The 13,878-nt window shown below is 53.5% G+C and carries 17 protein-coding genes; 8 read left to right on the forward strand and 9 right to left on the reverse strand.

Annotated elements, in window-relative coordinates:
• Positions 1 to 11 precede the first annotated feature (11 nt).
• Together AC4EYZ_RS20235 and AC4EYZ_RS20240 are read right to left on the reverse strand one after the other, a co-directional pair.
• On the reverse strand, positions 12 to 785 hold the full coding sequence (locus tag AC4EYZ_RS20235; protein WP_022522619.1) for an SDR family oxidoreductase: 774 nt from the start codon (positions 783 to 785) through the stop codon (positions 12 to 14).
• Positions 785 to 1,111 (reverse strand): nuclear transport factor 2 family protein, encoded by a 327-nt coding sequence (locus AC4EYZ_RS20240; protein ID WP_022522620.1) that lies wholly within the window; start codon positions 1,109 to 1,111, stop codon positions 785 to 787. The genes AC4EYZ_RS20235 and AC4EYZ_RS20240 overlap by 1 nt, the downstream gene beginning before the upstream one ends.
• Before the next feature lie 92 nt (positions 1,112 to 1,203).
• Between AC4EYZ_RS20240 and AC4EYZ_RS20245 the strand changes: the two genes are divergently transcribed.
• Positions 1,204 to 1,578, forward strand: a complete 375-nt coding sequence (locus AC4EYZ_RS20245) for a winged helix-turn-helix transcriptional regulator (protein ID WP_022522621.1) — start codon at positions 1,204 to 1,206, stop codon at positions 1,576 to 1,578.
• 195 nt (positions 1,579 to 1,773) lie between these two features.
• Here the strand turns inward: AC4EYZ_RS20245 and AC4EYZ_RS20250 are convergent, their stop codons facing one another.
• From AC4EYZ_RS20250 to AC4EYZ_RS20275, 6 genes are all read right to left on the reverse strand, one after another.
• Entirely contained in the window at positions 1,774 to 2,634 is an 861-nt protein-coding gene (locus AC4EYZ_RS20250; protein ID WP_009287603.1) for a LysR family transcriptional regulator, read from the reverse strand.
• Positions 2,628 to 3,638, reverse strand: coding sequence for a phosphonate dehydrogenase (locus AC4EYZ_RS20255; protein WP_022522623.1), 1,011 nt, complete (start codon positions 3,636 to 3,638; stop codon positions 2,628 to 2,630). Before AC4EYZ_RS20255 ends, AC4EYZ_RS20250 begins: the two co-directional genes overlap by 7 nt.
• Positions 3,639 to 3,647: 9 nt before the next feature.
• Complete coding sequence (gene phnE, locus AC4EYZ_RS20260) at positions 3,648 to 4,478, reverse strand: phosphonate ABC transporter, permease protein PhnE (protein WP_027960098.1); 831 nt, start codon at positions 4,476 to 4,478, stop codon at positions 3,648 to 3,650.
• A 9-nt stretch (positions 4,479 to 4,487) separates the two neighbouring features.
• Positions 4,488 to 5,357 carry a phosphate/phosphite/phosphonate ABC transporter substrate-binding protein gene (phnD, locus tag AC4EYZ_RS20265; RefSeq protein WP_022522625.1) on the reverse strand — a complete coding sequence of 290 codons (870 nt, stop codon included), beginning with the start codon at positions 5,355 to 5,357 and terminating at the stop codon, positions 4,488 to 4,490.
• The gene (phnC, locus tag AC4EYZ_RS20270; protein WP_022522626.1) at positions 5,354 to 6,199 is read right to left on the reverse strand and encodes a phosphonate ABC transporter ATP-binding protein; all 846 of its coding nucleotides are present in this window, start codon (positions 6,197 to 6,199) and stop codon (positions 5,354 to 5,356) included. The genes phnD and phnC overlap by 4 nt, the downstream gene beginning before the upstream one ends.
• A 250-nt stretch (positions 6,200 to 6,449) precedes the next feature.
• Positions 6,450 to 6,839: an ester cyclase gene (locus tag AC4EYZ_RS20275; protein ID WP_022522627.1), complete on the reverse strand. Its 390-nt coding sequence runs from the start codon at positions 6,837 to 6,839 to the stop codon at positions 6,450 to 6,452.
• 99 nt (positions 6,840 to 6,938) lie between these two features.
• Here AC4EYZ_RS20275 and AC4EYZ_RS20280 point away from each other — a divergent pair, with 99 nt between their 5' ends.
• The 7 genes from AC4EYZ_RS20280 to AC4EYZ_RS20310 all read left to right on the forward strand — a co-directional run bounded on the left by AC4EYZ_RS20280 (position 6,939) and on the right by AC4EYZ_RS20310 (position 12,870).
• On the forward strand, positions 6,939 to 7,274 hold the full coding sequence (locus AC4EYZ_RS20280; RefSeq protein ID WP_022522628.1) for a zinc ribbon domain-containing protein YjdM: 336 nt from the start codon (positions 6,939 to 6,941) through the stop codon (positions 7,272 to 7,274).
• 232 nt (positions 7,275 to 7,506) lie between these two features.
• The gene (locus tag AC4EYZ_RS20285) at positions 7,507 to 8,445 is read left to right on the forward strand and encodes a LysR family transcriptional regulator (protein WP_022522629.1); all 939 of its coding nucleotides are present in this window, start codon (positions 7,507 to 7,509) and stop codon (positions 8,443 to 8,445) included.
• Between the two features lie 180 nt (positions 8,446 to 8,625).
• Complete coding sequence (locus tag AC4EYZ_RS20290; protein WP_022522630.1) at positions 8,626 to 9,861, forward strand: MFS transporter; 1,236 nt, start codon at positions 8,626 to 8,628, stop codon at positions 9,859 to 9,861.
• Positions 9,842 to 10,537, forward strand: a complete 696-nt coding sequence (locus AC4EYZ_RS20295; RefSeq protein WP_230803171.1) for a haloacid dehalogenase type II — start codon at positions 9,842 to 9,844, stop codon at positions 10,535 to 10,537. Before AC4EYZ_RS20290 ends, AC4EYZ_RS20295 begins: the two co-directional genes overlap by 20 nt.
• 163 nt (positions 10,538 to 10,700) lie before the next feature.
• Positions 10,701 to 11,495, forward strand: a complete 795-nt coding sequence (locus tag AC4EYZ_RS20300) for a hypothetical protein (RefSeq protein WP_278369342.1) — start codon at positions 10,701 to 10,703, stop codon at positions 11,493 to 11,495.
• A 235-nt stretch (positions 11,496 to 11,730) separates the two neighbouring features.
• Positions 11,731 to 12,222: a GNAT family N-acetyltransferase gene (locus tag AC4EYZ_RS20305; protein ID WP_230803178.1), complete on the forward strand. Its 492-nt coding sequence runs from the start codon at positions 11,731 to 11,733 to the stop codon at positions 12,220 to 12,222.
• Positions 12,223 to 12,582: 360 nt separating this feature from the next.
• Positions 12,583 to 12,870, forward strand: a complete 288-nt coding sequence (locus AC4EYZ_RS20310) for a helix-turn-helix domain-containing protein (RefSeq protein WP_022522635.1) — start codon at positions 12,583 to 12,585, stop codon at positions 12,868 to 12,870.
• A gap of 17 nt (positions 12,871 to 12,887) precedes the next feature.
• Here the strand turns inward: AC4EYZ_RS20310 and AC4EYZ_RS20315 are convergent, their stop codons facing one another.
• A complete protein-coding gene (locus AC4EYZ_RS20315) occupies positions 12,888 to 13,781 on the reverse strand; it encodes a LysR family transcriptional regulator (RefSeq protein WP_278369339.1) in 894 nt (297 codons plus the stop codon).
• Positions 13,782 to 13,878: the final 97 nt, after the last annotated feature.

The raw sequence follows: 13,878 nt of genomic DNA on the forward strand, positions 1-13,878 counted from the left end.
CACCATCGCCCTCAAGCGACGGGCACAGTGCCGCCATCGATCACGTACTCCGTTCCCGTAATAGTGGCCGCCAGCGGTGATGCCAGAAACCCAATCAAGTTGGCCACTTCTGCAGGCTTCGAAGGGCGGCCAATCGGGATGCCACCCAGCGAATTCATGATGATCTGCTTGCCGCCTGCGTAATCGGTGCCTGCCTCTTGGGCAATCCGCTCGGCTAGCGCAACGGCGGCTTCCGTCTCGATCCAGCCCGGCGACACCCGTACCACGCGCACCCCTTTGGGTGACACCTCTTTTGACAAGCTCTTACTATAAGTGGATAGCGCCGCCTTGGCAGCCGCATAAGCCGTGGTTGATTCGGGCAGGGGGAGTTCACGCTGAATGGAGGTCACGTGGATAATCACCCCATCGCCTTGGGCCAGCATGCCGGGCAGCAGGGCGCGATCCAGCCGCACGGCGGGAAACAGGTTGATGTCGAGCTCTTGCTGCCACTCCTCCTCCCCAAGGGCAGCGAACCCGCCGCCGGGGGCGGATGAACCACCCAGTACGTGAACGATAATATCGACGCCACCCAAGCGTTCGTTGACCGCATCGGCTACCGTGGCACAGCCTTCGGCCGTCGTCAGGTCAGCGGTTACAAACAGCTCATCGGGCAGGTCGGCGGGGCGAGTACGGGCGGTTGTTAGCACTTGCGCGCCTTCCTCGCGAAAGAGTGCCACCGCGGCCGCGCCAACCCCTTGGCTGCCCCCGGTGATCAATACGCGTCGCCCGTTCAAGTTCAGGTTCATTAGTGGATCTCCAATGACTGGATTTGCGACTCGGCAAGCTGGAAAGCGTGGTCAAGTTGAACCGGGCTGCCGGGGAAGTTGCCGGTCACGGTGGCGGTAACCACCATCGTGTTGCCTTGTTGGGAAACACTGACCGGCTCGACGCGATACTCAATCTTGTCGCGGGTGGCGCGCATCCAGGCTTGAATAGCGGGTCGCCCGCGGTGCGTCTCGCCTTCGTCGAACACACAGGCATCTTGAGTGAAGCAATCCGCAATGTGGGTGGCATCCGCACCGTTGCTGATGCTGAAGTAAGTAGTGATCGCGTCTGGCAGTGACAAACTCATGATGGTCATCTCTCGCAGGGGGTAATATGCGAGAATCTTCTGCCTAGACTGACGCGTTATCAAGAACGCACAAAAAGGTAAGTGGCTCACCCATGAGAAAGCTTTATACGCCCGCTACCGCCGCAAGCGATGTGGAAAATGTATTAAAAATGCTGGAAGGGCGCTGGAAGCTCATTATTCTCTTTCATCTCTTCGATGGAAAAGTGCAGCGCTACTCCGATTTAGGAAAACTCATCCCCGATATCTCCCAGAAAATGCTCGCCCAACAGCTGCGCCAGCTGGAAGCGGATGGCATCGTGGCGCGCAAAGTCTATCCCCAGGTGCCGCCGAAAGTGGAGTACCGCCTGACCGAATGGGGGCAAACGCTCTGCCCGGCGCTGGATGCCTTATTGAAATGGGCAGAGCAGAGGGATCACTTCAACAACCCTGACGAGCAGAACGAACAAAACGATGCCGCCACCCAATGAGAACCGCCTGATGCACTACCGCATCATGACCATCAACGACGATGACGCCGCCATTGCTCTGTAGAGCGAAAGTGAAGGCGTGCGGCTGCACGATGCCGAGTAACGCTCCAGTGAAGCTTGCGGGGGCGGGTCTCAATAGCACCTATTCTTAGCTGCCCATACGCCTTCCCTGGCTCTAAAGATGTCACTCGTTTTTCACTGACATATATGGCTGACGAAAGTGGAAACTGGCGGTTGCCGTGCAAGCGTCTCCGGGCAGATGACGCTCAGGTTCTTGGCCAGCCCGGCATCACTGACCGGGATAGCACACAAAGTGCCCGCTCGGATCTCCGCTTCGACGCAAGCCGCCAGCACCAGTGATACGCCCAGGCCTGCTTTGACAGCCTGTTTAACCGCTTCGGTACTGCCCAGTTGCATTGAAACCTTCGGGAACGGCCCTCTTTCGCCGAAGAAACTCGCCAGCAACCGGCCCGTACCTGTTCCGGGTTCACCGCCCAGCAGGCTCATTCCTGCGAGGGTTTTCCGGTCTATTTCATGCCATTCCGCACAGGGGTGATCGGGTGAAGTAATTAACACCACGGGCTCCTGTCGCCAATCCATTGCCTGGAAGCCAGATTTCGGGTGCCACCACTCCATCACCGCTATATCCAGCTCGCCGCTAGTCAGTTGTCTAGCAATGTTAGGATTGTTATCAATCACAAGATCCAGCTCAGGTACCGCCGGAATGTTCTTGAACGTGCTCACGTAGGGCTGGAGCATGTAAATACCGATGTTGGAACTTGCCCCTACGCGTAAACGCGTACCGCTAACGACTTCTCGAGCACGCTCGTCCAGTTGCAACATACTAAGCGCAAGCGGCATAAGCGCCAGGGCTGCTTTGGTGGGCTCGCAACCCGTTTTACTGCGGCGTATCAACAGGGCACCTAGCTGTTCTTCGAGCTTTTGAATGTGCTGTGAAAGCGTGGGTTGTGCGATACCGAGAGCTTGGGCGGCGGCCTGAAAACGTCGGTGCTGAACCAGTGTGGTAAAACTTTTCAGCCAGACCAAGTTCAGCATGGAGTTGTCTCAGTGATAGTGGGCGAATTAGCCGCATCCTGAGGGCATTCTCCTTGTAACGCTTGAAGAATGTTGTCGGCAGCACGCTGTTCAATCATCAGCCGCACATCCTGGACGGCAGAGCCAATGTGTGCCGTAAATAGCGTGTTGGGATGTGCTCGCAAGGTGGGGCAAATCTCTTGCGGGCGATCCTCTCGAGCCCAATCTTCCATTTCAAAAACATCCGCTGCGTAGCCGCCTAACTGCCCTGACTCCAATGCTTCCAAAACGGCAGCTTCCTGCACTACAGAACCCCGGCATGGGTTGATCAAAAAAGCGCCTGGTTGCATCAGGGCCAAGCGCGCAGTGTTCATGGTATGCAGGGTTTGTTTATTGAGCGGCAGGGCCAAAATGACAATGTCGGCTTGCCCGAGCAGCTCTTCAAGCGACTTGCGCGCCACGCCTAGCGCGGCCTCCTCAGCAGCGGGCAAGGCGTCTGGCTGAGAATACAGCAAGCTCGCGCCCCACCCCTGGAGCCGTGTTGCCACTGCCTGGCCGATGGGACCCATGCCGACGATACCCACGGTCGCGCCGGCAACCCCCAGCCCATAAAACGTGGGCTGCCATCCCTTGAACTGGCCGGAACGAACGTACTCATCGGCCGCTCGGACATGGCGGATTAGGCTAATGGTTAGCCCGATGGTTAGCTCAGCCGTTGGCACCGTCAGCAGATCCGGCACGAAGGTCAGCCAAACGCCATGACGCGTACAGGCCTCCACATCAAAATTATCGTATCCCTTCAGGGCGGCACCAATAACTTTCAGCTTGGGACAGCCCGCTAGAAATTCCTCGCTGACCTGGTCCGGCATAAACACCATCATGGCGTCTGCGGTTGCCGCGCGGGCCTTTACCTCGGCGGCGGTCAAGGTAGTGGCTGACTGGTTGGTGATCACTTCACAGTGTTGTTCCAGCCTTTCCAACACACTGTTGTGTACCCGGTGGGTAATGAAAACCCTTGGTTTCATTTGATTTCCTTACTTGAATTTCTTACGAAGATGGCCGCTAAGGCTATCCACCATCGTCACCATAACGAGTATGACAATCAGGATGGCGCTGACTTCCTGGTACTGCATGACGCGTAAAGAGCCCATTAGCTCGAAGCCGATCCCGCCAGCCCCCACCATGCCCATCACCGTAGAGGCGCGGAAATTGTATTCCCAGCGGTAGATAGAGACATCAGCAAACTGCGGAAGCACCTGCGGGAGCACCGCGTGCCAATGAACCTGTAATCGCGTCGCGCCAGCGGCATTGGCGGCCTCTACCGGGGCTGGGTCGACATGCTCGATCGCTTCGGCAAAGAATTTACCCACCATGCCGATAGAATGAAGGCCGAGCGCGAGCACGCCCGGTAAGGCGCCAAACCCCACGGCAGCAACGAAAATAATGCCCATAATCAGCTCGGGCACCGAGCGAAGAGCGTTCAGCAGCGTGCGGGTTACGTGGAATACCACGGGGTGGGGCGAGGTATTGCGAGCGGCCAGGAACGCCAGGGGTACGGAAGCAGTGACCGCTATCGCCGTGCCGGCAATGCTCATGGCAAGGGTATCGACCAGCGGCGCTATCCAATCCATGGCGTTGGTAAAGTCGGGCGGTAGGGATTCTCCCATTAGGGTAGCGATGGCAGGCACCCCGTTGGCCAGGGTGCGAAAATCCAGCAGATCTACATACCAACTCGCCAGAAGAACCACTGCCAGCACCAAGCCCGCTTGGAAGAGCTTGCTCCGCCAGCCGCGGGCGTGTTCGTCCAACACGGCGTCAGGAGAAAGCGATGAAAGGGGTGGCGGCACTGTTTTGGACGGATTCATCATGCCCCCTTACATCTTGCCGAAGTCGAGGTTGAGCAGACTACCCATTTCCCGAATCACATCGTAATCGGCGTCCGTGATAACGGCGAAACCTTCGGCTTTTAGGTTGTCCAGAATCTCTTCATCATCGATGCTGATGAAGGCATCCTGGATCTGCTGCTTGAGTTCAGGGTCCAGGTTGGAACGCATCGCCCAAGGGTACTGAGGGTACTCCCCGCTGTGACCCAACACCCTAACCTGGTTGCGGTCTATCAGGCCGCGGTCCATTACGTGCTCAAAGATCACTTCCGATAGCCCGCCTGCATCCGCATTACCATTGGCCACGTTCACCGCCACGGCATCATGGGAGCCAACGAAATGGGCTTCATAGTCCTCGCCTGCTTCCAGCCCCGCCGATTCAAGCAGCACGGTTTTGGGAATCAGGTGGCTTGACGTAGAGGCACGGTCGCCATAGGCCATTTTCATGCCTTCGATATCCGCATAGGACTCAACGCCGGAATCGACATTGGCAATAATGATGGAGCGATAGGTGGGCTTGCCATCCACAATCATGGCGGCAAAGGGTTCGATCTCACTTTTGCTTCTTGCCATCACATAGGAGAGCGGGCCGAAGTAGGCGAGGTCGATGCGACCAAAGCGCATGGCTTCGATCATGGAGGAGTAATCCGTGGTGACGATTAACTCAATTTCTTTCCCAAGGGTACTTTCAAGATACTCTTTCAATGGCTGGTTGCGTTTGATCAGTTCAGAAGCGTTTTCATCGGGGAGTAGCGCGACTTTTAATAGATCCGGATTTGGATCAGGGTCCGCCGCCAAGGCCGGCATGGCGATTCCAAACATAAGACAGATGGCAAAGAAAAAGCTGAATAGCGGTTTCATTGGGCAATCTCCAGTTTTATCGGGGAGGGAGTGGTGGTTTGAGGGTTGGGTTCGGTGGTCTCAGCGGCGTCGGTCACAGCTCCGCGCGTGCCGTGGTAGATCTCGTTCAGGTGGCGTTGCTGTAACTGTGAGGGGGCCGCATCGAAAACGATTTGGGCATTCGCTAACCCGATAATGCGGTCAGCAAACCGCTGGGCATACTCCAGCTGGTGCAGTGAAATAATGGCGGTAATACCATCCTCACGGCATATATCTCGCAGTAGCGTTAGCACTCGCTCAGAGGTTGCCGGGTCAAGGCTGGCCACTGGCTCGTCCGCCAATATCATGGCGGGCTGCTGCGCCAAGGCACGCGCAATGCCCACCCGCTGTTGCTGCCCGCCGGAGAGTTGATCGACCCGGGTAAGCGCTTTCTCGGCCATGCCTACGCGGTCCAGGCAGTGCAGAGCAAGCGCCTGTTCCTGCCTGGGTAGCGGAAACAAACTGCGCCAGGTGCTGTGGTAAGCAAGCCGACCGGTCAGCACATTCTGGAGCGCCGTATGGCGTTCAATGAGCTGATGGTGCTGGAAAACCATGGCGGTTTTGCACCGATGGCGGCGTACCGTAGACCGGGTTTCGAGCGCACCTAGCTCGGCCGAGATCACTTTGCCAGTGCTGGGCCGCACCAAGTGGTTGAGAGAACGCAGTAACGTCGATTTACCCGCACCGGAAAGGCCGAGTAGTACCGTAAACTCCCCTTTGTGGAAATCGACGGTGGTGGGGCGGAGTGCGAGGACATTCCCAGGATATGTCACCCCCATTTTCTCGATGCGGAGCATTAAGTCAGAGGATTGAATAGGCTCCATTGGATCACCTTCTGCAATGTATAAGCTCACTTTATTGTGACTTACAATGCAACGGTAGCCCGCCTAAGTGACAAAGCTGTGTCGTTCAGGTGATAAGTTAATGACTATCCAAGGAGCGCAGGTAGCCAGTCAAACGGCTCAGATAACGCTTCTCTAGACCAATATCGTCACAAAACGAGGCCCACCAAGGCTGGGCGTACCGATCCGATATTCTGCTCTATTCGTTTGTTAATGGAGATAACCACAACGTTTAACCAAGCTGAGCCTCAATCGCGGCTTTATCAATGACCGACCAGACCTCCCTAATCTTGCCATCGCTAAACAGGTAGAACGCGTTTTCGCAAAACGTCACGTTTTTGCCATCCACCGCAAGGCCAAGGAAGCTACCTTTGGGTGTGACATCGAATCGCAACCTGCACGCGACATGGGGTGAATCAACGGCCAAAAGCTCAATGTTAAAGTGAAGATCCGGTATCTGCTCGTAATCGGCTTCCAGCATGGCGCGATAACCATCAAGCCCTAGGCGCCTGCCGTTGTGGTGGACATCGTCATGCACGAACTGGTCAAGGTTCGTCCAGTCTTGATTATTGAGGCAGGTGATGTAATCACGGTAGGTTGCTTCCAGGTCACGTTTGTTCATCCTGGTTCTCCTTTCTTGGGCAGGCGTGAAGGCATTCGCCAAGGGTATACAGGCTCAGTATCATAAGCAGCCTAAACCAAACCACAGAAGTCATCATTCATGTCGTGCCCACCTTGCCCCCATTGCCAATCCGAATTCGTCTATCAGGATCAAAGCCTGTTCATCTGCCCCGAATGCGCTCACGAATGGAACCCTTCTGAGGCTGAGGCAGAAGAGACCGTGACGGTAAAAGATGCCCACGGCACCCTGTTAGCGGAAGGCGACAAGGTAACGATGATCAAAGACCTCAAGGTCAAAGGCAGCTCATTGGTACTCAAGGTGGGCACCAAAGCGGTTATCAAGCGGCTCTTGGATAGCAAGAATCACCAACTGGACTGCAAGGTCGACGGCGTCGGCGACATGATGGTGACCGCCCACTTTGTGAAAAAAGCTTGAATAAGACCCCGGAATTCTTCGATTCACCACACGACGCAGTAAGCTGAGGCTCACCCACCATCACCACTTCACTCAGCGTTTAAGCGAAGCGTGTTTTCGGGTATCTGGTTCTAGGGCAACAAAATCAGCTCTAAGGCCTTTGACAGCGGGTTGGAAAGTATTCAAAAGCGCTATTTCCTTTCGATTTATTTAGCTAAAGTAAGACTAAAGCTTATCTGCCGGAAGGCCTTCAATGACTGATTTGATAATCCTGAGAGATTTCCTGGCCCTTTGTGAAACCAAGAGTTTTAGCCGCACGGCTGAGCATCGGCATGTTTCGGTTTCAGGCTTGAGTCGTCGTATTCAAGGCCTTGAAGAGTGGGCAGGCACCACGCTGTTTGAGCGGCGTAAAGGGGAGCTAGTGCTGACGGAGGCAGGGCAAAGCCTGCAAATGGTAGCTTCACAAGCGCTTAGCGCTTTTGATCAATTTCGCCGCTCCGTTGCTGATGATATTAACGATCAGAAAAGGCGGATACGATTTTGCTCACCACACATTATGGCTGCGATATTTTTTCCTCACTGGATGCCGCGCTTACAAGAGCAGTTCACACAGGCAAAATTTAGCATTGATGCTAATACATTGCCGGAGTGCCTAGCCACTCTAGATCAGGGAGAGGCCGACTATGTAACGGCACTATTCGATGGTGAACACCTTATTGCAAGGCGTTTGGGAGTAGAGAGTGATAGTTACACTTCAATTGAGCTAGATACCGAGTCTCTCATCCCTGTTAGCGCACCAAATGCCGCAGGTCAGCCACTGTTTAATTTACATGCTGCAGATGGCTCCCCACTCTCATTTTTGAATTATTCCCAAGAGTGCCATTTGGGTTGGTCGCTGAGTGCCATGCTGGTGAATCAAGGTTTGAATTTACAGCAACACCATGATGCTGGTCTTGCTGATAGTTTGCGTCATATGACGTTATCAAGATTGGGTGTTGCGTGGCTTCCCTATTCGCTAGTGCGGGAAGACCTTGGGGCTAAGCGGCTTGTTCGAGCGGGAGGTGCCGCTTTCGATGTGCCATTAAAAATCACCTTGCTGAGACGCACAGCGCCCCTCGCAGCAGAAGCCCAGCGGTTATGGGATGGGCTGCTGGAAATGAAAAATGTAAGAACCTTCTCTGAGGTTGTTTGAACGGCATTCCACGCTTCATTGCAATGTTGGCAATTTTTTCGCCTCTTTTATTCGGTAACGCAACCTAGCCAGAAAAGTAGCGGTGCTTGCTGATGTGGCAACAGGCGTTGCGATATCGTCGCGGCTTAGCGCCCAAAAAGGGTTAATTCTTAGGAAAGGCTCAATGCGCTGAGAACCCCTATGACGACAATGCTGCCTATGGCTTCTGCTCACAACTACCGCTGGTTCATTCTACTGATAGCCACCCTGGCTCAAGCAGCGGCATGCTTTTTCGTTCAAGGCATCGGGGCCATCAGCGTTTATATACAGGCAGATATGGCGCTCTCTGCATTTCAGATTGGGGCGCTGGTCTCTGCTGCTCAACTGGTGCCTTTAGTCGGGCTGTTAGTTGCCGGCGAGTTGCTGGACAGGTTCAGTGAACGCTTAGTGGTAGGGGTGGGAACCCTCGTAGTGGGCATCGCGCTAAGCGCTGCCGTGCTGGCTGAGAGTTACTGGGCAATGCTGCTGTTTTTGGTCATCGTAGGGGCGGGCTACAGTACCGCCCAGCCTGGCGGTAGCAAATCGGTAGCTGCTTGGTTCGATAAATCCCAGCGCGGTTTTGCCATGGGGATTCGTCAGGCAGGTTTGCCGCTCGGTGGGGCGCTGGCGGCGATCGTACTGCCAACCGTCGCTATCACCTGGGGGTGGCGCGCCTCTTTTCTGGTGGGTGGGCTGATTGCAATCTTCGGGGCGTTGGTCTTTATACTTTTTTACCGTACCCCTGGTGGCGTGGTGCCGGTAGCAAGAGCCTCTGAAGGTAGCGTAAAACAAGTCGTCTTATCGCGATTGGCAATGATTCGTGAACCGGCCATGAAACAGATCATGGCGTCCGGTATTAGTTTGATCTCGGTTCAGTACGGCATTTTGATTTTTACCGTGCTCTATCTGCATAGCCGCTTGCAAATGGAGGTACTGCAGGCGGCGGCGCTGCTATTCGTAGCCCAAGGGGCCGGGGTTGCCGGACGTATTTTGCTGGCGGCCTGGAGCGACCGCTGTCGCTCACGCTATTTTCCGGTAATGGGGTGCATGGTGGCGGTGATAGTAGGGCTGCTGGTATTGGTTTGGCTACCGCTTCACTCAACGCTCATGCTGAGCGGTTTGATGGCCTGGCTAGGCTTTTTTGGTTTTGGTTGGTACGGCCCTTGGGTAGCTTATGTGGCTGAGTCTGCACCTGCTGATAAAACCGGCTTTGTGCTGGGATTGGCTATGGCGATTAACCAACTGGCGATTGTATCGATACCACCACTCCTTGGGTGGCTGTTAGATATAAGTGGCAGTTTTATGCTCGGCTGGAGTCTGCTGATCGCCATGACGTTATTGGGGCTATTAATGACCATCCAGCGGCAAGGAGAAATTAATGAAAGCGATCGTGTTTGACGTATTTGGCACTATTGTTGATTGGCGCTCCAGTTTGATTCATCAGTTCAATGAGCTAGAGAAAGAGTTGGGGATTGAACTGCCCAGTGAAGTGTTGACTGATCAATGGCGTCAGCAGTATGCCCCTTCGATGAATAGGGTACGGCAAGGCGAAATCCCATGGATGGGATTGGATGACCTGCACCGAGAAAGCCTAGTCAAACTACTCAATCAACATGGGATTGCGCTAGACGAGGCGACCATTGATCGCGTCAATCACTTTTGGCACCAATTAGAGCCCTGGCCGGATGTTCAGAATGGCCTGCAGCGCTTAAAAGAGCACTACATTATCGGCACGTTGACCAACGGTAACCTCTCACTAATGGTGGACGTTGCCCGTTATGCCAAACTGCCGTGGGATATGATTTTTTGCGCCGAGTTATTCCAACACTACAAACCTGACACTGAAGTCTATTTAGGGGGTTGCCGTCTGCTACGCCTACCGCCTGAAGAGGTAATGCTGTGTGCGGCGCATAATGCTGACCTGCGTGCTGCCCGTGCCTTGGGAATGAAAACGGCGTTTATACCCCGTCGTACAGAATATGGCCCCCAACAGAGCAAAGATTTAGAAGCAGAAGAAGCATGGGATTTTGTGGCTGAAGACCTCGTCGCGTTGAGCGAGAGTCTAATAGAGTGAGCCAACAATGCATGCCGTTAGGGCTGGATAGCATTTGTTGAGATAGTGGCAGCTATAGGTATTGAGTGTTTGAGCAGTGAGCTTATCCCCAGGCTTTATTTAATGGTAGAACGAGCAGACGCGCAAACACTGCGCGTCTAGTAACATCTTTTTATCGCAAGGAATGCAAAATGCAGTTAGCTCGATTTTTTGTCGCCATCATGTTGTTTTTTTCATATCGGCTCAAGCGGTAGCAACTGATTGGACTCCACCTGATAATCCTGATTTGCTTCAGATCTTACATGAGGCGCGACTGGATATGCAGGCCAAGCGGTACGAGTCTGCGCTGGAAAAGCATTTTTGGTTTCACGAGAATGCAGAGCAAATAGATGAAAGTATCTCTGCAGTCAGAACATCATTTGCATTTTATGACTGGGTGAGGCTCGGACAAGAATATCCACCGGCCATGGATGAACTTCTTCAGGTGAGAGGAGGCCTGATCACTAAGTTGATCAATGAAGAGTATGATCGAAATGCATTTCGCGATCTTGTATCAATAAATGCAGTTCTCAATGAGGATTCAAAGACAACGGAAATCTTTAAACTCCTCGACTCGGAGCAACCAGAGGCTGCCAATAGAGCTTTCAATCTCGCGCAACCGGCGTTGATCAAGGATAAAGAATATGAACTGTATGTGAAATACGTCAATCCACAGCATGACTTTCTACGTATGAAGCATAGCTTTGAAAGCGGCATGCTAAGCGCTAACAACTCAGATTCTAATACTTCTAGATCCGATTTCTATATTAATTCATTCCGCAATAAAGCAGCGACATTAGTTGCAGTTCTTGTGGTTAATGACCGCGAATTAGAAGCAGCCGAAATTTCTACATTAGCGAAGGAAGTGCTTGATGACCCACAATTTCATGAGGAGTTGGAGGATGCGTTAGCTGGGACTGTACCTGTTCCTTGGCCTTAAGTTAATAAATATGGCAGCAGGCCGCAAACAACCCCGGGAGGTCTTTGATCAACTTCACTGATCAGCCAGCTACCCCATGCACGACGCAGTGAGCTGTAGTTCATCCAACAGCCTTAGGCAACTCCAGGTGTTTGTATGATCGAATGAGCTATAGGAGTTAATCCTCTGCTGTCAGCATGAAGGCTTCTACAGCAATTATTAGACGTGCTACTTACCTGATTTTTTTACCAAAACGATGATAAGAGTATTTGAAGACCAGGATTTTGAAGCCATAGAGGAACTTTACACCCTCGCCAAGCTAGATGAGTTCCGGTTTGAGCGAGGCCCGTTTGAGCTGATACCGCTTCGGCAAGACGAGGAGCGCCTACGAGGGCTGATGGAATCAGTGATATTTGTTTATGCTGATAAGGGCATTCGTGGGTACGGGGCAGTTTACGAAAATGAGATTGGCACGCTGCTTGTTCACCCGCTTTTTCGCCGCCAAGGCGTCGGTAATCAACTGTTTGGTCATATGATTGCCTGGATCGGAAGACCCGTTACGCTCTGCGTCGCAAGAAGCAACGTGGCGGCAAAAGCGCTCTATCAGCAATATGGTTTTAAAGTGACCGAGGAGTTTGAGGCCTGCTACAACGGTAAGCCGGTGTTAGCCAATAAGATGGAGCAGTCCAGCACTATTTTTGGAAAATCTAGTGCTGACACAGCGTTTTCTAGAAGCCGTACAAGGTAGATATCTGGAGCCGATCCAGTCTTGTTTTTTATACGGCAAAGCCGTATATTTAAGCAATGCTATTCATCGAAACGTCTACGTTCACCAAGCTATTACCGAGTTATCTTACGGATGAGGAGTACCGTGGGCTGCAAACGTATTTGTTGCAGAAACCAGATGCGGGCGACCTTATTAAAGGGTCGGGTGGTGTTCGTAAAGTTCGTTGGTCATCAACAGGTTCGGGAAAGAGTGGCGGTATCCGAGCTATCTATTATTGGAAGAAATCTGACCACGAGATATGGATGCTCACGCTGTATAGTAAAACGGAGCGCGCCAGTATCCCTGGGCGCATGCTCAAGCAGATAGCGGAGGCAATCAAAAATGGTTAAAAGAAATCTTGGAGCAGAGATACTCGACGGCATTAATGAGATAAAACATTTCAAGAAAGGTAGGGGAGCGCTGCGCACTAACGAGTTAGCAGAGCCCTCGCCACCCAAAATGATTCGGTTGAAACTGAACCTATCTCAATCGGCCTTCGCAGGGCTTCTGGGAGTAAGCATACGTACCCTTCAGGACTGGGAACAAGGCCGTAGAGAGCCACAGGGCCCGGCCATTGCTCTTTTGCGTATTGCTGAACAACGCCCGGAAGTCTTTGATCAACTTCATTGATCAGGCAGCCACCCACCTCACGACGCTGTAAGCTGAGGCTCATCCACCACCACCGCGTCACGCAACGTTTCAGCGAAGCTTGCCAGGGCGGGTGTCCAGGACTCTGGTTCGGGGGCGACAAAATAGGTATCGACATTGGCGATGGACGTGGGCAGTTCCAGCGTATGAATCCCGAACCGGTGCTGGTGGGCTTCAACCGTCCCACGGGGTAGCACCGTGTAACCCATCCCGGCAGCAACGCAGCCAAGCATCGCGTCCAGGGAGCCGAACTCAAAAATCCGGCCTGCATTGACGCCGTAGGAAGCCAGCAACAGCTCAATACGCTGGCGGTAGCTGCACCCCTGGCGAAACGCCAAGAAAGCAGACGTCAGCAGTTCTTGTGAAGAGGGCATTCTCGTCATAGGTGTTGAGCCGACTAAGACAAGCTGCTCGCTAAATGCTTTGAGCAAGTGGTAGCGGCCATGCTCGAGTCGCCCGGCCACGAAGACACATTCCACCTGCCCGTTAAGCAACAACTCGACCAGCTCAGCCGTGGGCCCGGTCTTTATCTGGATATCAACGTCAGGCTGCGCTGCGTGGTACGCCGCCAGTATCGGCGGAAGGCGCAACGCCGTCGTGGTCTCCATGGCGCCTATACGCAGCCGCCCACACGCCTTCTCTTGGCCTTTGAACAGCGATACCGCTTCGTCGTGGGCTGTCAGCATGCGCTCGGCGTACTCCACCAGCGCCGATCCGGCACTGGTAGGGCGAACGCGTCCTGCACGGTGAATCAGCTGTACGCCTAACTCTTCCTCAAGTTTCTTGATGTGGGCCGTCACATTGGATTGCACCGTGTGCAGCTGCTTAGCCGCCGTCACGAAGCTGCCGGTTTCGGCTACGGCCATGAATAGTCGAAGTGATTTCAATTGCACACGCCGTCTCCCTGTCAGGCTATCTTTAAACAAGATAATAGCGATCAAAACTAATCGTTTCTAGAAATAGCTCCTCACGCGTAGTCTGGTTGTGTAC

The sequence above is a fragment of the Vreelandella sp. 162(4c) genome (genome assembly GCF_058152265.1).